This window comes from Segatella hominis, assembly GCF_004535825.1.
GTDB classification, from domain to species: Bacteria; Bacteroidota; Bacteroidia; order Bacteroidales; family Bacteroidaceae; genus Prevotella; species Prevotella hominis.
Genome location: NZ_SGVY01000003.1, coordinates 92,744 through 112,953 on the forward strand (window position 1 = coordinate 92,744; position 20,210 = coordinate 112,953).

Genomic DNA, 20,210 nt, shown 5'->3' on the forward strand with positions numbered 1-20,210 from the left:
GGATAGACACATTATTTGCTTATAAATCGCAATTATTTCCAATAATATTTTGTCATATTAGAAGAAATCTGTAATTTTGCACCCGAATTTGAAAGAGAGGAAGCAATGAGAGATCATAAACGAGAGAGAAATATAGGATTTTAAAAGAAATAGAATTATGCTTAAGTTATTTCAAGGACTCAGCCGCTGGCTGGCCAATTATACATCTATTTTTGTAATAGGTGTAGCTGTGTTTACATTCTTCTTCCCACATACCTTCGACTGGGTGCGCGGAACAACCCAAACCGTCATTCTCGGCATTATTATGCTTACGATGGGGCTCACCCTGACCACCAATGATTTCAAGATTCTGGCTCAGCGTCCGCTCGATGTTTTCATCGGTGCCTGTGCCCAGTTTATCATCATGCCTGGTGTGGCCTACACGCTGGTTCATGTATGGCATCTTGACCCTGCGCTGGCGCTCGGCATTCTGCTGGTAGGTTGTTGTCCGGGCGGCGTATCGAGCAACATCATGAGTTATCTCTGTCATGGCGACGTGGCCTTCTCCGTAGGAATGACCTGCGCCTCTACCATTCTGGCTCCAGTAATGACTCCGCTGCTGCTGAAGATTACGGCTGGCGAGATTATCCATGTAGATGCAGTGGGAATGTTCATCAACATCCTCATCGTCACGATTATTCCTGTAGCCATCGGCTGCGCCCTCAATTACGTATATGGCAAGAAAGAATACTTCCCTACCATCCAGAGCCTCATGCCGGGTATCAGTGTAACCTGTCTGGCCATTATCGTAGGCGGTGTGATTTCTACGGTTCACGATGATCTCGTAGCCCGTGGCTTGATGCTTTTCCTCTGGACTTTTGCGGTGGTTTTCTGCCACAATACCTTGGGTTATCTTCTGGGTTGGCTGGCAGGCAAATGTGCCGGATTCAATACAGCCAAGAAGCGTACCATCAGTATTGAGGTGGGAATGCAGAACGCTGGTCTTGCCACGGTGCTTGCCGGCAATTTCTTTGCCGCCCAGCCTTTGGCCGTATTGCCTTGCGCCATCAGTTGTGCCTGGCACAGTATTTCCGGCACGATTCTCGCAGGAATCTATCTGAAATGGGATCACATGCATGGGAAGAACTAATTCCTTTCCCACTCCATTCTCATAGAGATTCATTATCCTCTGCTGGAGCTTTCTTCCAGAGATTCCTTACTGGAGGCTTCCATAAAGATTAATTCATCCTTTACCGGAGGCTTCTCCTGAATCTTTACTGGAGTTTTCCATAAAGATCAGATCATTCTTTGCTGGAGGCTTCTTCAGAGATTTAATCATTCCAGAAAACTAAATAAAACAAAAAAGAAAAATATGCTCTCAGAGCTTCTGAATTTAGGGACTCTTTCTCTGCTTTTCTAAGTAACATGTCAGCATGTTCAAACTGTCCTTTATTCAAAAGTTCGTCCACTTTTGACAATTGAGACATTTCCTGCTGATGACAAGAAGTCATAAGCAAGAAAACAAGAAATATAAAAACACTCTTTATAACGCTCATAATACTTCTTTCTTGAGTTTAAACAAGAACAGCTCATGTGAAACTAAAACAATTTCACATGAGCTGGTTTGATTTATTTTCCGGTTTGCAGCAGCTGAACTGCACGCAGAACAATCTCGTTCGTCTCATTCCATACCTGGAAATATTGACTCATATCCCAAATATCGCGCGCTACAAGGGCTTTCAACTGAATAGCTAAGTATTTCTTCGTCTGAGCCAATTCAGCCTCGTCCTTCGCCTCTATTTTCTCTTTCTTGCCATCCTCGATGATCTCATCCACAAGCGACTGAGGAACCTGATAGGTCTTCATGAACTTATTAAAGTCCTTGAACTGAGCTTTCAACTCTTTGCGATGAGCATCGATGAACTTCAGACTGTGATTGATGACAATGCTCTTAGCCGACAACTGACGATGCAATTTGGTGTATTTGGTCGTGTCGAGCGGCACGAAATAATCAGGCATAATGCCACCGCCGCCATAAACCACACGATGCTTGCGCAGGGTATAATACTTCAGAGAGTCGGACAGGTGAATGCTGTCCTGATTGGTAAACTCACCATGCTTGTATCGCTTGTCAAGATCCATCGCATAATCCTCGCGGTCGCCCTTCTTATAAGGTTTCTGGATGCATCTGCCGCTTGGCGTATAATAATGGGCAATGGTGAGACGGATTTCACTGCCATCTTCGAAGGTAAGCGGACGCTGCACCAGTCCCTTGCCAAAGGTTCGGCGACCCACCACTACACCTCGGTCCTGATCCTGTATAGCACCGGAAACGATTTCTGCCGCAGAAGCCGTAAACTCATTAGTGAGGACAACAATCTTGCCCTTGCGCCAGCGACCATTGGCCTCAGCACAGAACTCCTGACGGGGAGCCCTGCGACCATTGGTATAGACAATCAGATCACCCTTCTCCAGGAACTCATTAGCTATCTTTGCCGCAGTCTGCAGATAACCTCCACCATTATCCTCCAGGTCGAAGATAAGGTCTTTCATGCCCTTCTTCTTCAGGGAATCCATCGCCTCGGAAACCTCCTTGTGACTCGTCATTCCGAAACTTCCCAAACGGATATAACCGATGCCCGGACGAATCATATAGGCAGCATCCATCGTGGTAACAGGAATCTTATCACGTTTCACCTTGAAGGTAAGCTTATCCTTGATGCCGCGGCGTACAATGGTAAGGTTTACAATCGTACCCTTAGGGCCACGGAGCCGTTTCATGATTTCCTCCTTGCTCATCTTGACGCCCGCAATGGCAGTATCATTTACCGCCACAATACGGTCGCCGGCGATAATGCCCACCTTCTCGGAAGGACCATTGGTAACCGGCTGGATGACCAGGAGCGTATCATCTACCATATTAAACTGCACGCCGATACCATCAAAAGAGCCATTCAGAGACTCGTGCATTGACTGGGTTTCCTTGGCAGTGGTATAGGAAGAATGAGGATCCAGCTTTTCGAGCATTCCCCGGATGGCGTCCTCTACCAGTTTATTCTCATCCACACTATCCACATAGAGATTGGCAATGGCAATTTCAGCCCTTCCCAACTTCTCTATCGGGCTATTCTTGCCCATTTTCACGCGCAACTGGGCACTGACAGAAGTTACTGCCAAGAATGCCGCTAATGCAATAAACAGATATTTCTTCATTTCTAAATCTTAAGCTTTATGAAAGAGAGAAATCCTTCAAGAGTCAACAGTCAACAGTTAACAGTTCTATTTTCTATGGTTTCCCGTTTCAATGGTTCCCGTTTTCAATAGTTCCCCATTTCAATAGTTTCCCCACGAAAGCACTTGAATTCTTCACTCTTCGTTCTTCACTCTTCACTTAACTCAATCCATCGGTTCAGAATCTTCCTCTGGAATATCCTCCTCAATCACCAGATTGTCGATGATGAAGTTCTGGCGCTCCATGGTATTCTTTCCCATATAGTATTCCAGAAGCTTCTGCACCTGGTCGTTCTTATGCAGCGTAACCTGCTCCAAACGCATATCAGAACCTATGAAATGAGCAAACTCCTCTGGAGAAATCTCGCCGAGACCCTTGAATCGGGTGATTTCCGGGTCTGGTCCGAGTTCACGGATAGCCTGTTGGCGCTCTTCGTCACTATAACAATAGTGGGTAATGAAATCGCCCTTCTTCTCCTTGGGTCCCAACTTGGCATCGGCATCAGCCACTGCCTGCTTATTCTTGATCTTGGTACGCTTGTTGCGCACACGGAACAATGGGGTCTGCAATACATAAACATGGCCCTTCTTGATGAGGTCTGGGAAAAACTGTAGGAAAAACGTGATGATGAGCAGGCGGATGTGCATTCCATCGACATCGGCATCCGTGGCCACAATCACCTTGTTGTAGCGCAATGAATCCAAACCATCCTCTATATCAAGCGCAGCCTGCAGGAGGTTGAATTCCTCATTCTCATACACCACCTTCTTGGTCAGTCCGAAGCAATTCAGTGGCTTACCACGCAGAGAGAAAACCGCCTGGGTATTTACATCACGACTCTTGGTGATGCTTCCGCTCGCAGAATCTCCCTCAGTAATGAAGATGGAACTCTCCTCCTTACGGTCGTTCTTCGCATCGCTGAAGTGGATGCGGCAGTCACGGAGTTTACGGTTGTGAAGGTTGGCCTTCTTGGCGCGCTCACGTGCCAACTTGGTCACACCAGCCATCGCCTTGCGCTCACGCTCGCTCTCCTTGATCTTGTTTTCCAGGATTTCAGCCACATCCTTATGGATATGAAGATAGTTGTCCACTTCCTTCTTCAGGAAATCACCCACATATTTATTGATGGTTTCCCCACCATTCGGAGTCATCGTCGTACTTCCGAGCTTGATTTTCGTCTGACTTTCAAAGACAGGTTCCTCTACATTGATGGCAATAGCCGCCACCAGTCCGTTGCGGATGTCGCCATACTCATACTTGCCGTAGAACTCCTTGATGGTCTTGGCAATATGCTCCTTGAAAGCACTCTGATGAGTACCTCCCTGAGTAGTATGCTGACCATTGACGAAGGAATAGTATTCCTCGCCATACTGATTGGTATGGGTAAAGGCTATCTCAATATCCTCACCCTTCATGTGGACAATATCATAGAGACCCTCATTGGTCATATTGTCGCTCAAAAGGTCCTGCAGACCATGACGGCTGAGGATTCGGCGACCATTGTGCATGATGGTGAGACCTGTATTCAGATAAGTATAGTTGCGGAGCATCGTCTCCACGATGTCATCATGGAAACTGTAGTTCTTGAAGAGCGTATTGTCTGGTTCAAAAAAGATGAAAGTACCATTCTCATCCTCCGTCTTGGAAGTCTTGTCTTTCAGGAGATTACCACGTTCGAAAATAAGATGGCGCACCTTGCCGTCGCGGAATGACTTCACCTCGAAATGGGAACTGAGGGCATTGACCGCTTTCACACCGACACCATTCAGACCGACACTCTTCTTGAACGCCTTGCTATCGTATTTACCACCGGTATTCAGCACGCTGACAGCCTCAACGAGCTTTCCCTGCGGAATACCACGGCCATAGTCGCGGACGCTGACACGCAGATTGTCCTCTATATCGATTTCCAGACGTGCTCCAGCCCCCATCTTAAACTCATCGATGGAGTTATCGACCACCTCCTTCAAGAGCACATAAATACCATCCTCAGGCAAGTTACCATCGCCCAGACGACCGATGTACATACCCGGACGGGTACGCACATGCTCCATATCGCTCAAATGGCGGATATTGTCATCTGTATATTCTACAGGTTGCTCCTGAGGGGTATTTGCCAGTTCTTCAGCAGCACCCTTTTCATTCAAGTTTTTATCTTCAGGCATAAATTCCTCCTTGTAATTCTGATTTTATTTTATACGAACAGTTGCTATTTACTTGATTTTCTTAATATAGCAGTTGCGGCGCTTGTGAAGGATTGGGTCTAAGACACCCCATTGTCCCTGCACAGCAACATTGTCTTCCATTTCCACCTGTGTTTCTCCCCACTCGATTCCATACTTCTGATAGATAGGAATCAGGTCGGCAAAAAGCAGCGCATTGGCACCCTTGGCACGGTATTCCGGCTGGATACCGATGAGCAGGAGGTCAACGATCTTGGTCTTATGGAACTTGATGGCACGCAGCAGATGCCACCAACCGAAAGGAAACAGTCTGCCCCTATGGCATTTCTGCAAGGCTTTGGTAAGAGAAGGCATCGTAATACCGATTCCTATCATCTTATGATCCTCTGTAGTCCAATCCTCGATGGCAGTCACAAAGTTCAGATCGAGCAAAGCTAAATACATCTTGATGTACTGGCCTATCTGCTTCTGCGAGAGTTCAGAATAGCCATAGAGATGCTTGTAAGTATCATTGATGAGGTCGAAAATCTTCTGTCCGTATCCGCCCTGATAAATATCCTTTCGGGTAATCTTACGGGCATGGAGATTGTATCTTTTCTCTATCATCGCCGCTATCTTGGAATATTTCTCCGGGATGGTATCTGGCACTATCAACTTATACTCTACGTACTTATTATCTACGGTAAAACCCTCCAAAGCCTCTACGTGCTCTGGATAATATGAATAATTGTAGATGGTAGGCATGGTGCCGAGCTGGTCAAAGCCCCAGGTAAGCATACCTTCTGGATCCATATCCGTAAAACCGAGCGGACCTACAATATCTTCCATTCCCTTCTCCTTGCCATATTTCTCTACAGCATCGAAGAGAGCCTTGGAAACCTCACGGTCGTCGATGAAATCAATCCACCCGAAGCGCACGGACTTACGGTCCCAACGCTTATTGGCCTTATGGTTGATAATAGCAGCGACACGTCCCACTACCTTGCCCTCTTTATAAGCAAGGAAATACTCTGCCTCGCAAAACTCGAAAGCGGCATTGCGATCTTTGCTAAGTGTGTTCATGTCGTCGCTGAAAAGATTGGGCGCATCATACGGATTGCCCTCGTATAGGTCGTAATGGAAGTCGATGAACGTCTTCAAGTCCTTCTTACTCTCGACCCTCTTAATTTCTATTAATGACATGATAATTCAAACTAGTTTGTTATTTTAAACATGCAAAAATAGCAATATTTCGCCAAACGACCAAATATTGCTATTATTTTTGCAGTTTTTTAGGGATTAGCACTTACTAAATCCCCCTTTCACAAATCACCAGCACATGGCTCTCATCGCTCAAAGTGGTGGCAAAGATATAGGTTTCTCCACCATCTTTCAGTTTCAGGCGCTTGCGCAATTCTGCCACGGAAAGGGGGAAATTGCGGGTGGCGATGTTCGCTTTCGTAATGCCGGAGAGTTGGCGTTTCAATTCCTTTTTATTAAAGGAGGAAACGGCGACAATGCGGAACGCCCTGCCTGGAAATGCTTCGACAGAATCCTCACTTACGAAGAGATGACTGTTCTTGGAAAGCATCTTTGCATCATATCGCTCGGAAAGAACACCAAAACAACCGGCTTTCATCAACGAGGCATTCGGTTCGTAGAGATACGGCATCTCATCAAGGGCTGGAGAGGTTATTCTATCAGAAGAGACCTTTTTTACGGCTTTTACGGAAGAAGAAACTATTTTATCAGGAGAAGCTATTTTCACGGCAGAAGAAGCCATTTCCGTCTCATCACAAACAAAGGATTGGGAGTCGTTGATGCAAAAGATTCGGAGATTTTCGTCATGTTTTGCCCCTAAATCTGTTCCTGAAACCATATTCATGCCCATATTTCGCGCAGAAAGCACCAAAAGCAACTCCTTGCACTCATTGCTCACGGAGATGATATGAACCTCTCTTACGTGGCTTAATTCGCTTATGGCACGGTGCCAGTCGAGCATCGGAGAGAGTTTGATGATGACGTAATCAGCCTTTGAAAGCATCTCTTCCTGCAAAACGGTAACATCAGGCGTGCAGTCTTTCAAAGATACAACCTTATTGCCAGCATCGTCTCTACGGGCAGGATCGATGAAGATCAGCTTAAGACCAAGGTTGGTCTTAAGTAATGACTGAGACTGCTCTTCAGTTATGCCTAAAAAATCTGATGCAGCATTCTTCTTAGAGTGAAAAGAATGCAGCACCTCTATTCCGTCTCCATTCTTCACGCAGACATTCTTCAAACCCAATCGCTCGAAGTTTTCCTTCGCAGCCTCACAAAGATGAGCCTGACGCTCCACATACATCGACTTTACGCCCAACCGGGAAGCTATATATGAGAAATCCACTCCGAAACCACCAGTCAAGTCAACAAACTCAATTTCTTCAGAAAAATCTTCCTCATTCGGTTCTTGTTTAATCTCATTAACATTCACATCACATTCCGTTAATATCTGTTGCTTTTTGCAAGTGCCTTCATTTTTGGCGAATTCTGAATCAACTGACCCTTCGCTCGCAAATTCACAAATTTTGGAAAAATGAGAATTAGAGGCCTTTTCGCACTCTTTTTCGTTTTCAGAAGAAGAAACTGACAAACCGAGCAATCTTGCCGCCAATTCTGCCTTATAAAGAGCTGTCTGCTCTGACGAACATTGCTCCATTGAGATATGAGGAGGATAGATAATGCCCTCAATACTTGCCCAACGTGGCAACTTGACATGCGCCATCTTTCGCCCACGAATCTGGTCGAGCGCGAAAGGCATATTTACTTCCGGATACTTGCTTCCAAGGAAAGCCAACTGGCGGACATCCTCATCCTGATGCTGGCGAATAAAATCTTGAGTGGCTTGATTCATTATTTCTGTTGAATGATTCGTCATTTCGTTACTTGTTCTTTGCTTTGAAGCGCAAAAATACGATATTCTGATGACTCTACAAAATTTTTAAGAGAATATCTGTCTGTTTTTATCCTCTTAAAAAGCATATTCCAAACCTATCAAAAACAAAGGTGAGTAAAAGGAAAAACAACCTTTTACTCACCTAAACCTTTGGTTCTCAGCCAATTATCCTTTCAAAACAAAGAATAAAAGTATAGAGAAGACTTCCTGCATCCGAAAAAGATGCAGAGAAATCCTTGATTACGATATTAGTCAGCCAACTTTGCCTTCAGGAACTCACGGTTCAAGCGGGCGATGTTAGCGATAGACTCGTTCTTTGGACAAACTGCCTCGCAAGCACGAGTGTTTGTACAGTTACCGAATCCGAGCTCGTCCATACGTGCAATCATCTTCTTAGCACGGGCAGCAGCCTCTACACGACCCTGTGGGAGAAGTGCCAACTGGCTAACCTTTGAGCTGACGAAGAGCATAGCAGAACCATTCTTACATGCAGCAACACAAGCACCGCAACCGATACATGTAGCGCAATCCATTGCCTCGTCTGCATTCTCCTTAGGAATCAGGATAGCATTAGCATCCTGAGCCTGACCTGTACGAATGCTGGTGTAACCACCTGCCTGGATGATCTTGTCGAATGCTGAACGGTCAACCATACAGTCCTTGATGATAGGGAAACCGGCAGAACGCCAAGGCTCAACGGTGATTACGTCACCATCGTTGAAACGACGCATGTAGAGCTGACATGTTGTAGCACCACGCTCTGTCTTACCATGTGGTGTACCATTAATATAAAGAGAGCACATACCGCAGATACCCTCGCGGCAGTCGTGGTCGAAGACGAAAGGCTCCTGACCTGACTCGATGAGCTCCTCGTTCAAGATGTCGAGCATCTCAAGGAATGAGGTGTCATCTGGGATGTTCTTCATCTCATGTGTATCGAAGTGACCCTGTGCATTAGGACCGTCCTGCTTCCAATACTTAACTGTGAAACTTATATTTCTTGCCATTGTCTTGTTCGCTTTTTAATTCTTGTAATTTCTTGTCTGTACCTTAATTGCCTCATACTCGAGAGGTTCCTTGTTGAGCACTGGAGCAGTTGTATCGTTGCCCTGATACTCCCAGCAACCTACGTAGAAGAAGTTCTCGTCATCACGCTTAGCCTCGCCTTCCTCTGTCTGGTACTCCTCACGGAAGTGACCACCACAGCTCTCGTTACGGTGCAATGCGTCGTAAGCGATCAACTCGCCCATCAAGATGAAGTCACGCAAGTGGATAGCCTTATCCAACTCTACGTTCAAGCCTTCCTTCTTACCTGGAATGAAGAGGTTCTTGTTGAATTCCTCACGGAGAGCCTTCATCTTCTTCAAGCCTTCCTCAAGACCTTCCTTGGTACGACCCATACCTACGTGCTCCCAAAGGATGTGACCCAACTCCTTGTGGATAGAATCTACAGAGCGCTTGCCCTGAATACCCATCAAACGGTCGATTTCCTTCTGAACACCTGCCTCTGCCTCTGCGAACTCTGGGAGATCGGTAGAGAGCTTTGGCCACAATGCCTGGTCTGCCAAGTAATTCTGGATAGTGTATGGCAATACGAAGTAACCATCTGCCAAACCCTGCATCAAAGCAGAAGCACCAAGACGGTTAGCACCGTGGTCAGAGAAGTTACACTCACCAATAGCGAAGAGACCTGGAATAGTGGTCATCAACTCGTAGTCAACCCAGATACCACCCATTGTATAGTGGATAGCAGGGAAGATCATCATTGGGTTATAGTACTTCACACCGTTGATTTCGTTAGCCAACTCACCTGGGTTAACGTCGGTAATCTCCTCATACATATCGAAGAGGTTGCCATAACGCTGCAGGATAACGTCGATACCGAGACGGTTGATAGACTCAGAGAAGTCGAGGAATACGGCAAGACCTGTGTTGTTGACACCGAAGCCCTTGTCGCAACGCTCCTTAGCTGCACGAGAAGCCACGTCACGAGGAACCAGGTTACCGAATGCTGGGTAACGGCGCTCCAAGTAGTAGTCGCGGTCTTCCTCAGGAATATCAGAACCCTTCTTTGTACCTGCCTGCAATGCCTTAGCATCCTCAATCTTCTTAGGAACCCAGATACGACCATCGTTACGGAGTGACTCTGACATCAAAGTCAACTTACTCTGGTTTGTACCGTGAACAGGGATACATGTTGGGTGAATCTGAACGTAAGATGGGTTAGCGAAGTCAGCACCCTTGCGGTAGCACTGGATAGCTGCTGTACAGTTACAACCCATAGCGTTTGTAGAGAGGAAGTAAGCGTTACCATAACCACCAGTAGCGATAACTACGGCGTTGGCAGAGAAACGCTCCAACTCACCTGTAATCAAATTCTTGGCGATGATACCACGAGCGTGACCGTCAACGATAACTACATCCTCCATCTCGTAACGAGTGAAGAGCTTTACCTTACCTGCCTCAACCATGCGGCTTAAAGAAGAGTAAGCACCGAGGAGGAGCTGCTGACCAGTCTGACCCTTAGCATAGAATGTACGAGATACCTGAGCACCACCGAAAGAACGGTTAGCCAACATACCACCATACTCACGAGCGAAAGGAACACCCTGAGCTACACACTGGTCGATGATGTCGTTGCTCACCTCAGCCAAACGGTAAACGTTAGCCTCACGAGCACGGTAGTCACCACCCTTTACTGTATCGTAGAACAAACGGTAAACAGAGTCACCATCATTCTGATAATTCTTAGCTGCATTGATACCACCCTGTGCTGCAATAGAGTGAGCACGACGTGGAGAGTCCTGGATGCAGAAGTTCAAGATATTGAAGCCCATCTCGCCGAGAGAAGCAGCTGCAGAAGCACCTGCCAAACCTGTACCTACAACGATAATGTCGAGCTTTAACTTATTCTTTGGATTAACCAAACGCTGGTGAGCCTTATAGTTGGTCCATTTCTCAGCAACTGGTCCTTCAGGTATTCTAGAATTTAATGTTTTTGCCATAATCTTTTTTAATACTTAAATGATTACATGAATTAAGCTGCACAGCACAAAGATGGAGCACAACCGAAAGCGAATGCCAAAACGACAACGATGAAGAGGAGAAGCAGGATGGTAGAGTAAATCATACCAATAGTCTTCCAACGGCAGAACCAAGTCTTACCGTTCCAACCGAGAGTCTGAATAGCACTCCAGAAACCGTGAGTGAGGTGGAACCAAAGAGCTACCAACCAGATGATGTAGAGAACTACGAACACAGGGTTAGCGAAGGTGTCCTTGATGAAAGCGAAGCCGTCTGCTGGGCTATGACCGAAGCTTGTACCCAAAAGCTCTGCAAACATCATGTTGTACCAAAAGTTGAAGAGGTGAAGCAACAAACCGAGAACGATGATGATACCGAGCACCAACATGTTCTGACTTGCCCACTCTACCTTCTCTGGCTTTGCTGTTACCTCGTAACGCTGGTTACCACGAGCACGACGGTTCTGTGCTGTCAGGATGAAAGCATAAACGATGTGACAAACTGCCAAAGCTGCCAAACCCAAGGTTGCAACTACGGCGTACCAGCTAGCACCCAACAACTCGCAGATTGTGTTGTAAGCCTCTCCGGAGAAAAGCGCAACCACATTCATGCAACCGTGGAATGTCAAGAATAGAATAAGTGCAATACCAGTTACTGACATCACTACCTTTCTACCAATAGATGAATTGATTAACCACATAAATGATTGATTTTAAAATATTTAACTGTTTGAAACTAAATTATTATTCTATATCTATCTATCACCTGCAAAACATAGATCATGGGGAATCACAATCCTCATTTCTAAGTATAATTGCATAAATTTGCTGCAAAATTACTATAAATTCGTGATTTATCAAAGTATTTTTGCTAAAATTTCAATTTAAATTCTTACTTTTGCCGAAAATTAGAAAAAGTATAGATTATGACATTCAATTATGACGTACTTGTTATCGGTGGCGGACATGCCGGATGTGAGGCTGCTGCAGCCTCTGCCAACATGGGGGCTAAGACCTGCCTGATAACAATGGACATGAACAAGATTGGACAGATGAGTTGCAACCCTGCCATCGGTGGTATTGCAAAAGGACAGATTGTAAGGGAGATTGATGCCTTAGGTGGACAAATGGGAATCGTAACCGATAAGACCGCCATCCAGTTCCGTATGTTAAATATAGGTAAAGGACCTGCCGTATGGAGTCCCCGTGCTCAATGCGACCGAGGAAAGTTCATCTGGGAATGGAGAAGCATCCTCGACCGTACCGACAACCTTGACATTTGGCAAGATCAGGCTGACGAACTCTTAGTCGAAAACGGAGAAGCAATAGGTGTACGTACCATCTGGGGTGCTGAGTTCCATGCCAAGAGCATCATCATTACTGCAGGCACTTTCCTGAACGGCCTGATGCATGTAGGAAGAAAAATGGTAGAAGGTGGCAGATGTGCAGAACCTGCAGTACACCATTTTACGGAAAGCATCACCCGATGGGGAATCACAGCCGCAAGAATGAAAACAGGAACTCCTGTTCGTATCGACAAGAGAAGCGTTCACTTCGAGGATATGGAAGAACAACCTGGTGATAATGATTTCCACCAGTTTTCGTATATGGGCGAGCATCGGGTACTTAAACAGCTTCCGTGCTGGACCTGCTACACCAACAAGAACGTGCATGAAATCCTGAAAAGCGGACTTTCTGATTCTCCTTTATATAATGGTCAGATTCAAAGTACTGGTCCAAGATACTGTCCGAGCATTGAAACAAAGCTCGTCACTTTCCCAGACAAGGAACAGCATCCGCTATTTTTGGAACCAGAGGGTGAAGATACCAATGAAATGTACCTGAATGGTTTTTCATCCAGTATGCCAATGGACATACAGTTGAAAGCCCTTCATGAAATTCCAGCTTTAAGAGATGCCAAGATTTACAGACCGGGTTATGCTATTGAGTACGATTACTTCGACCCAACACAACTCAAGCATTCGTTGGAATCAAAAATCATAAAAGGTCTTTTCTTCGCAGGCCAGGTAAATGGAACGACAGGATACGAAGAAGCCGGCGGTCAAGGTACTGTTGCTGGAATCAATGCAGCGCTCCATTGTGTGGGAGACAAGACATTTGAAATGCAAAGAGACGAAAGCTATATCGGCGTTCTTATCGATGACCTCACGACAAAAGGCGTGGATGAGCCATACAGAATGTTCACCTCCAGAGCTGAATACAGAATTCTCCTCCGACAGGATGATGCAGACGCCCGGCTGACAGAGAAAGCTTACGAACTGGGAATTGCAAAACGAGACCGTTATGACTGGTGGCAAGAGAAGAAAGAGAATATCGAAAGAATCATCAACTTCTGTGAGAGCTACCCAATCAAAAAGGATAAGATCAATCCAAAACTGGAAGCACTGGGCACCACTCCACTTCGCGCAGGATGCAAACTGATCGATCTCGTGGCACGTCCACATCTCAATCTTCAAAACCTTTCAGAAATTATTCCTGAATTAAAAGAAGTAATGGAATCTCCAGCCAACCGACAGAAAGAAATTTCGGAGGCTGCAGAAATCAAAATGAAGTACAAGGGCTACATCGAAAGAGAACGTCTCATTGCAGACAAAATGCACCGACTGGAGAATATCAAAATCAAAGGCCGATTCAACTATGCAGAGCTTAACGAAATCTCCACAGAGGGCCGACAGAAATTGGAGCATATCAATCCTGAAACTCTTGCTCAGGCAAGTAGAATTCCAGGTGTGTCTCCAAGCGACATCAACGTCCTGCTCGTTTTACTAGGAAGATAGTTTCACGCAACTCTACGCTTTCTATCTTTTTAAATGTTTCACGTGGAACACAAACATTGTAAAGCTTTTGATTTTCAGTCAATTAAGATTGCTTTCATCAAGTGTTTTGTGGTTAAAGAAAAACTTTAATCTCACGTGAAACACTACTTAAAGATACACCGAAAAAGAGACATAAAACGCTATGGCTTTTCGAGAATATCTCAAGTTCGCCTTCAAGCAAAAGAGCATTAAAAATGAGGATATGATCCGAAAGAAAAAAGCATTAAAATAAGTACGTAAAAAACATATAATCAAAAGAATAAAACATATAATTAAGAAGTACAGAACTATGAACAATCAGCTATTATTAGACAATCTGCGTTGCATACCAGATTGGCCAATTAAGGGTGTTAATTTCCGTGATGTTACTACCCTTTTCAAGAACCCTGCTTCGCTAAAAGAAATTAGCGATGAGATGTATGAATTGTATAAAGATAAAGGTATAACCAAGATTGTAGGCATAGAATCACGTGGATTCGTTATGTCTTCCGCATTAGCTATCAGACTTGGCGCAGGTGTTGTTCTTTGCCGCAAACCTGGAAAACTCCCTTGCAAAACCGTACAGGAAAGCTATGCTAAAGAATATGGTATGGACACCATCGAAATCCATGAAGATGCGATCAATGAAAACGATGTTGTCCTACTCCATGACGACTTACTTGCCACTGGCGGAACCATGAAAGCAGCATGCGATCTGGTTAAGAAATTCCATCCTAAAAAGGTTTACGCAAACTTCATTATCGAGTTGGTAAACGAGAATTTCATCGGCCGCAAGATCTTTGATGAAGACGTTGAAGTTTCAACTCTTCTTCAATTATAGCCCCCTTATGCCAAGCCTATATAAAGAAGCGAAGAATGCTTTTTTAATGTTTCAGTACGCATAAATACAGTTTTGAAACACAAAAAACGCCCTTTATCATAGTTTCATTATATAGGTTTGGCATCATATTTAATAGTATGTTTTATAAAACACTTCACTGTACGTTTAACAACGCTCATTCGTTTCACGTGAAACAGGACTCAATTAAACTCCTATAAATAAAGGTATTGGAATATGACCAAGCAGGAAAATGAGGAAAGACTCACAAGACTTAAGAATATTGTATTGAGCATGCCGGAGAAGCCTGGCAGCTATCAATATTATGATGAAAACCATACGATTATATACGTAGGAAAGGCCAAGAATCTGAAAAGACGCGTATCTTCATACTTCCACAAAGAAGTAGATAGATACAAAACAAAAGTACTCGTTTCTAAGATTTTCGACATTTCATATACGGTTGTCAATACGGAAGAAGATGCACTTTTGCTTGAAAATAGCCTTATAAAAAAGTATAATCCCAGATATAATGTTTTGCTGAAAGACGGGAAAACATATCCTTCTATATGTGTGACAAACGAGTATTTTCCTCGCATTTTCAAGACTCGCCATATCAATAAAAAGGTGGGGACTTTCTTTGGGCCATACCCCCATATTGGCAGCATGTACGCCGTTCTTGAGGTCATCAAGAAGCTTTACAAGCCAAGAACTTGCCGCTTTCCTATCACAAAAGAAGGCGTAGCTGTCGGTAAATATAAGCCATGTCTGGAGTACCATATTCACAATTGCGGTGCGCCATGTATCAACAAACAAAGCTACGAAGAATACCAGGAGAATATGCGCCAAGCTCGCGAAATCCTTAAAGGAAATACAAGAGAAGTGAGCAAATATCTATATGATATGATGATGAAAAACGCAGAACTTCTGAAGTTTGAAATAGCTGAAGAATACAAGAAAAAGTATCAACTCTTGGATGAATTTGAGGCCAAAAGCGAGGTCGTGAGCCACACAATTACAGACGTAGATGTCTTCACCATCGTGAATGATGACTCCAACAAGAATGCCTTTATCAACTATATTCATGTAAAGAATGGAACTATCAACCAGAGCTTTACCTATGAATATAAACGCAAACTGGAAGAAAGCGACGAGGAACTCTTGATTACAGCTATTCCAGAAATCAGGGAGCGTTTTCATTCCACTGCAAAAGAGATTATCGTTCCTTTCGAGATGGAATGGAAGCTAAAAGATGCATCATTTTTCGTACCACAGAGAGGCGACAAGAAGCACCTTCTGGAACTCTCTGAGATGAACTGCAAGCAGTATAAGTTCGACCGTCTAAAGCAGGCAGAAAAGCTTAATCCTGAGCAGAAACAAACCCGTTTGATGAAGGAGTTACAGGCGAAATTAAAGCTTCCGAAGTTGCCATATCAGATAGAATGCTTTGATAACTCCAACATTTCCGGTACAGACGCGGTGGCTGGCTGCATCGTATATAAAGGTATGAAACCTTCCAGAAAAGACTACAGGAAATACAATATAAAAACGGTTGTAGGACCCGATGATTATGCCTCCATGCAAGAGGTCGTGAGACGTCGATATAGCCGCATGATGGACGAAGGAACACCCTTACCCGACCTCATTATTACGGATGGAGGTAAAGGTCAGATGGACGTAGTTCATGCAGTTATAGCAGACGAATTACACTTGGACATCCCTATTGCAGGTCTTGCCAAAGACGACCGCCACCGCACCAATGAATTGCTCTACGGTTTCCCGCCCAAAACCATAGCTCTTCCACCTGAAAGTGAGCTTTTCAAGGTTTTGACTCAGATACAGGACGAAGTACATCGATATGCCATTTCCTTCCACAGAGATAAGCGTTCTAAGCACGCTTTACACTCAGAATTGGACGACATCAAAGGCATTGGTCCAAAGGCTAAAGAAGCGCTTCTGAGCAAGTTTAAAAGCGTAAAAAAGGTCAAGGAAGCAAGTATAGAAACCCTGACAGAAGTACTCGGACCACATAAAGCGGAAATACTTGTGAAATATTTCACAGAAAAAGACAAGAATATCAAATAAATATCGTATATTTGCATCTGAAATCATTATAGAAACAGAAAGAATTGATATATAAATATAAAAGAATAAGATAACATGAGAATCGTGATACAACGTGTCGCACATGCCTCTGTTACCATTGAAGGCGAAGTAAAATCTGCTATCAAGCAAGGCTATCTCGTCCTCTTGGGTATAGAAGAAAGCGACACTACAGAGGACATTGATTGGTTAGTAAGAAAGGTGATAGGACTGCGTGTTTTTGATGATGAAAACCATGTCATGAATCGTTCTATCATAGACATAAACGGGGAAATCCTGGTTATCAGCCAATTTACCCTTTTCGCCAGCTATAAGAAGGGAAATCGACCAAGTTGGCTGAGAGCTGCCAAACACGAAATCAGCATTCCACTCTATGAGGAGTTCTGCAAAAAGCTCTCTGAAGCACTTGGAAAGCCTGTAGGAACAGGCGAATTCGGAGCTGATATGAAGGTTGAATTATTGAATGATGGTCCTGTTACCATCATGATGGACACTCATAATAAGGAATAAAATGACAATAAAAGAAGCACAGGAAGCCGTAGATAAATGGATCAAAGAGTATGGCGTTCGCTATTTCAGCGAGCTAACCAATATGGCTTGTCTCACAGAAGAAGTAGGAGAACTGGCTCGCGTCATCGCCCGAACATACGGCGACCAGAGCTTCAAGAAGGGCGAAAAGCCTAACCTCGGAGAGGAAATGGCAGACGTTCTCTGGGTTCTCATTTGTCTGGCTAACCAAACGGGAATCGACCTTACTGAAGAACTCAAAAAGAGCTTCGATAAGAAGACCCAAAGGGATTCTGAAAGGCATAAGAACAACCCGAAATTGAAGGGATATAATACCTGAAATTGAAGGAAATAAAACACCTGAAATTGAAGGAATCATATAGATAAACTTAACTTTAATAATTAAAAAAGTAACATTAAGTATGAGCAGTATTAAAGAACAGGTTCTTGCACAGCAACAAGGACAATACAGTGAAGCAGACGACAAGTATTTGTCAGTTCTCAAACAGTATAATTGCAACCTTAACGATAAGGAAATTGCAGCAGAAGTAAAGAAACTCCTTGACGAGAAAGTTGCAGAAAACGAGACCATGGAGGTGAAGAAATTCCTCTTTGGAAGCGTTGAATTAACATCTCTCCATACAGAAGATACAGAGGAAAGTATCTTGAAGATGATAGAGAAAGTCAACAAATTCTCCAAGGATTATCCTGAACTTCCTCATGTAGCAACAGTATGCACCTACCCTAACTTCGCTGGTCTCATTAGCCAAAGTCTGGAAGTTGATGGCGTAGAAATCGCTGTCGTAAGCGGCAATTTCCCTTCTTCTCAGACTTTCATCGAGGTAAAGGTAGCTGAAACTGCATTGGCTATTAAAGATGGTGCCACAGAGGTTGACATCGTAATGCCTGTTGGCAAGTTCTTCAGTGAGGATTACGAAGGCCTTTGCTCTGACATCCAGGAACTGAAGGAAACATGTGGCGAGCACAAGATGAAATGTATCTTGGAGACTGGTTGCCTGAAGAACTGCAGCAACATCATGAAGGCTTCTATTCTTGCTATGTACTCAGGTTCTGACTACATCAAGACATCTACTGGCAAGGAGAAAGTTTCTGCTACTCCAGAGGCTGCTTACGTGATGTGTCAGGCCATCAAGGCTTACTACGAGAAGACTAGTATCCAGATTGGTTTCAAGCCAGCTGGCGGCATCAACACCGTTCACGATGCAATCGTTTACTACACAATTGTAAAAGAAGTTCTTGGCGAAAAGTGGTTAACCAACCAATGGTTCCGCTTGGGAACATCTAGACTTACCAACCTCCTCTTGAGCGAAATCCTTGGCAAGGAAATCAAGTATTTCTAAAAAGGGAAAACTGATTCGTAGATAAAACAAGGTCTTTCAACGGCAAATATAGCCAGTTGAAAGACCTTTATTTTTAGAGACTTATAGTCGTACGACTACTCACTCTATAGACGTACGACTATAACCCCTATAAACGTACGACTATAGACTCTAATGACGTACGACTATAAACTTAATAAACGTACGAGCTTAAACCTTACGTTCAATAACGAAATCAAGATAAGCTTTCAAAGCGTTATAGATAGCCTTATCTTCCACATAAGTGTCCAAGAAATTCATGGCTTCAGCATGAAAATCCCACATACGCTTATCTGCGTATTCTATACCTCCATTGGCTTTCGTAAATTCCACCAAACGAGCAATTTCATCAGGGGTTACGTCATGAGATTTCACCTTACGTGCCAGCTTCATCATCTCCTCGTCACCAGTAGATTTCAGCGCATAGATAACTGGCAAAGTCAACTTACCTTCAGCCATATCATTACCAGTAGGCTTACCTATCTCCTGAGAATCGTAGTAATCAAAAATATCATCACGAATCTGGAAGATAACACCTAAATTCTGGCCAAATCGCTTGGCTTCCTCTATAGCAATCTGTGAAGCATTAGCCGACAAAGCACCGATACCGGCACAAGCCTCAAAAAGAGCTGCCGTTTTCTGCTTAATTACCTGATAATAAATGTCTTCCGATATTTCCTGATTACTGATACTGTTCAATTGCAGAATCTCACCATTGGACAAAACACGTCCTAATTCAGCAAGATATCTCACTATTTCCTCAGAATGAGAATAGGAAACATGGAGCAAGGCAGTAGAGAGAATGAAGTCACCTACCAGTACTGCAACCTTATTATTATAAGTAGCATTGACACTTGCCTGACCACGGCGCTCCCCACTTTCATCTACAACATCATCATGTACTAAAGAAGCCGTATGAAGCAGTTCCAAACCGACTGCTGAATGCTGAGTTACCTCAGTAACTTTGCCGAAATTCTTCGCCATCAGCAGGATAAGCATAGGGCGCATACGCTTACCCGCACGCTGTCGAATATGGTCGAGAGCCTGTGAAAGAAGTCCGTCGCTATGCATCAAAGACTTATTAAACAAATCAATAAAATCTGTCAACTCTGCCTCAATAGGCTGTCTGATAAGTGATAAATAATCCATTATGTGATAGTAAAACTACTTAATTTCTGAAATTTGATACAAAATTAATCAATTATTCGTGAAATGTGGCAATTTTTTAGTAATTTT

At 44.0% G+C, this 20,210-nt stretch carries 15 protein-coding genes; 7 read left to right on the top strand and 8 right to left on the bottom strand.

The features are described from left to right. Positions 1 to 157 precede the first annotated feature (157 nt). The gene (locus tag EXN75_RS01700; protein WP_134842550.1) at positions 158 to 1,129 is read left to right on the top strand and encodes a bile acid:sodium symporter family protein; all 972 of its coding nucleotides are present in this window, start codon (positions 158 to 160) and stop codon (positions 1,127 to 1,129) included. 479 nt (positions 1,130 to 1,608) lie between these two features. Here the strand turns inward: EXN75_RS01700 and EXN75_RS01705 are convergent, their stop codons facing one another. The 7 genes from EXN75_RS01705 to EXN75_RS01735 all read right to left on the bottom strand — a co-directional run bounded on the left by EXN75_RS01705 (position 1,609) and on the right by EXN75_RS01735 (position 12,032). Further along, a complete protein-coding gene (locus tag EXN75_RS01705) occupies positions 1,609 to 3,192 on the bottom strand; it encodes a S41 family peptidase (protein ID WP_134842551.1) in 1,584 nt (527 codons plus the stop codon). A gap of 183 nt (positions 3,193 to 3,375) precedes the next feature. Beyond that, the gene (locus tag EXN75_RS01710) at positions 3,376 to 5,265 is read right to left on the bottom strand and encodes a DNA topoisomerase IV subunit B (protein ID WP_370453525.1); all 1,890 of its coding nucleotides are present in this window, start codon (positions 5,263 to 5,265) and stop codon (positions 3,376 to 3,378) included. A 159-nt stretch (positions 5,266 to 5,424) separates the two neighbouring features. Further along, a complete protein-coding gene (locus EXN75_RS01715; protein ID WP_134842552.1) occupies positions 5,425 to 6,576 on the bottom strand; it encodes an N-acetyltransferase in 1,152 nt (383 codons plus the stop codon). A 106-nt stretch (positions 6,577 to 6,682) separates the two neighbouring features. Further along, the gene (locus tag EXN75_RS01720; RefSeq protein WP_223176139.1) at positions 6,683 to 8,266 is read right to left on the bottom strand and encodes a class I SAM-dependent methyltransferase; all 1,584 of its coding nucleotides are present in this window, start codon (positions 8,264 to 8,266) and stop codon (positions 6,683 to 6,685) included. A 290-nt stretch (positions 8,267 to 8,556) separates the two neighbouring features. After that, entirely contained in the window at positions 8,557 to 9,315 is a 759-nt protein-coding gene (locus EXN75_RS01725; RefSeq protein ID WP_118117872.1) for a succinate dehydrogenase/fumarate reductase iron-sulfur subunit, read from the bottom strand. Between the two features lie 15 nt (positions 9,316 to 9,330). After that, complete coding sequence (locus tag EXN75_RS01730) at positions 9,331 to 11,313, bottom strand: fumarate reductase/succinate dehydrogenase flavoprotein subunit (RefSeq protein ID WP_134842554.1); 1,983 nt, start codon at positions 11,311 to 11,313, stop codon at positions 9,331 to 9,333. A gap of 32 nt (positions 11,314 to 11,345) precedes the next feature. Next, positions 11,346 to 12,032, bottom strand: a complete 687-nt coding sequence (locus EXN75_RS01735; RefSeq protein ID WP_134842555.1) for a succinate dehydrogenase/fumarate reductase cytochrome b subunit — start codon at positions 12,030 to 12,032, stop codon at positions 11,346 to 11,348. A 225-nt stretch (positions 12,033 to 12,257) separates the two neighbouring features. Between EXN75_RS01735 and mnmG the strand changes: the two genes are divergently transcribed. From mnmG to deoC, 6 genes are all read left to right on the top strand, one after another. Next, the gene (mnmG, locus tag EXN75_RS01740) at positions 12,258 to 14,129 is read left to right on the top strand and encodes a tRNA uridine-5-carboxymethylaminomethyl(34) synthesis enzyme MnmG (RefSeq protein WP_134842556.1); all 1,872 of its coding nucleotides are present in this window, start codon (positions 12,258 to 12,260) and stop codon (positions 14,127 to 14,129) included. Between the two features lie 328 nt (positions 14,130 to 14,457). Continuing rightward, positions 14,458 to 14,988 (top strand): adenine phosphoribosyltransferase, encoded by a 531-nt coding sequence (locus tag EXN75_RS01745; RefSeq protein WP_118117866.1) that lies wholly within the window; start codon positions 14,458 to 14,460, stop codon positions 14,986 to 14,988. Between the two features lie 234 nt (positions 14,989 to 15,222). Continuing rightward, complete coding sequence (uvrC, locus tag EXN75_RS01750; protein WP_118117864.1) at positions 15,223 to 17,070, top strand: excinuclease ABC subunit UvrC; 1,848 nt, start codon at positions 15,223 to 15,225, stop codon at positions 17,068 to 17,070. A 75-nt stretch (positions 17,071 to 17,145) separates the two neighbouring features. Continuing rightward, positions 17,146 to 17,598: a D-aminoacyl-tRNA deacylase gene (gene dtd / locus EXN75_RS01755; protein WP_134842557.1), complete on the top strand. Its 453-nt coding sequence runs from the start codon at positions 17,146 to 17,148 to the stop codon at positions 17,596 to 17,598. Position 17,599: 1 nt separating this feature from the next. Then, positions 17,600 to 17,935, top strand: a complete 336-nt coding sequence (locus tag EXN75_RS01760) for a nucleotide pyrophosphohydrolase (RefSeq protein ID WP_134842558.1) — start codon at positions 17,600 to 17,602, stop codon at positions 17,933 to 17,935. 82 nt (positions 17,936 to 18,017) lie between these two features. Further along, the gene (gene deoC / locus EXN75_RS01765; protein ID WP_134842559.1) at positions 18,018 to 18,956 is read left to right on the top strand and encodes a deoxyribose-phosphate aldolase; all 939 of its coding nucleotides are present in this window, start codon (positions 18,018 to 18,020) and stop codon (positions 18,954 to 18,956) included. A 189-nt stretch (positions 18,957 to 19,145) separates the two neighbouring features. On the opposite strand, the gene EXN75_RS01770 is transcribed toward deoC, so the two are convergent. Further along, positions 19,146 to 20,123 carry a polyprenyl synthetase family protein gene (locus EXN75_RS01770; RefSeq protein WP_134842560.1) on the bottom strand — a complete coding sequence of 326 codons (978 nt, stop codon included), beginning with the start codon at positions 20,121 to 20,123 and terminating at the stop codon, positions 19,146 to 19,148. Positions 20,124 to 20,210: the final 87 nt, after the last annotated feature.

Bases quoted from the DNA above. Each gene is read 5' to 3' on its own strand.
- EXN75_RS01700 (WP_134842550.1), top strand. From the start codon at position 158: ATGCTTAAGTTATTTCAAGGACTCAGCCGCTGGCTGGCCAATTATACA.
- EXN75_RS01705 (WP_134842551.1), bottom strand. From the start codon at position 3,192: ATGAAGAAATATCTGTTTATTGCATTAGCGGCATTCTTGGCAGTAACT.
- EXN75_RS01710 (WP_370453525.1), bottom strand. From the start codon at position 5,265: ATGGAGCATGTGCGTACCCGTCCGGGTATGTACATCGGTCGTCTGGGC.
- EXN75_RS01715 (WP_134842552.1), bottom strand. From the start codon at position 6,576: ATGTCATTAATAGAAATTAAGAGGGTCGAGAGTAAGAAGGACTTGAAG.
- EXN75_RS01720 (WP_223176139.1), bottom strand. From the start codon at position 8,266: ATGAATCAAGCCACTCAAGATTTTATTCGCCAGCATCAGGATGAGGAT.
- EXN75_RS01725 (WP_118117872.1), bottom strand. From the start codon at position 9,315: ATGGCAAGAAATATAAGTTTCACAGTTAAGTATTGGAAGCAGGACGGT.
- EXN75_RS01730 (WP_134842554.1), bottom strand. From the start codon at position 11,313: ATGGCAAAAACATTAAATTCTAGAATACCTGAAGGACCAGTTGCTGAG.
- EXN75_RS01735 (WP_134842555.1), bottom strand. From the start codon at position 12,032: ATGTGGTTAATCAATTCATCTATTGGTAGAAAGGTAGTGATGTCAGTA.
- mnmG (WP_134842556.1), top strand. From the start codon at position 12,258: ATGACATTCAATTATGACGTACTTGTTATCGGTGGCGGACATGCCGGA.
- EXN75_RS01745 (WP_118117866.1), top strand. From the start codon at position 14,458: ATGAACAATCAGCTATTATTAGACAATCTGCGTTGCATACCAGATTGG.
- uvrC (WP_118117864.1), top strand. From the start codon at position 15,223: ATGACCAAGCAGGAAAATGAGGAAAGACTCACAAGACTTAAGAATATT.
- dtd (WP_134842557.1), top strand. From the start codon at position 17,146: ATGAGAATCGTGATACAACGTGTCGCACATGCCTCTGTTACCATTGAA.
- EXN75_RS01760 (WP_134842558.1), top strand. From the start codon at position 17,600: ATGACAATAAAAGAAGCACAGGAAGCCGTAGATAAATGGATCAAAGAG.
- deoC (WP_134842559.1), top strand. From the start codon at position 18,018: ATGAGCAGTATTAAAGAACAGGTTCTTGCACAGCAACAAGGACAATAC.
- EXN75_RS01770 (WP_134842560.1), bottom strand. From the start codon at position 20,123: ATGGATTATTTATCACTTATCAGACAGCCTATTGAGGCAGAGTTGACA.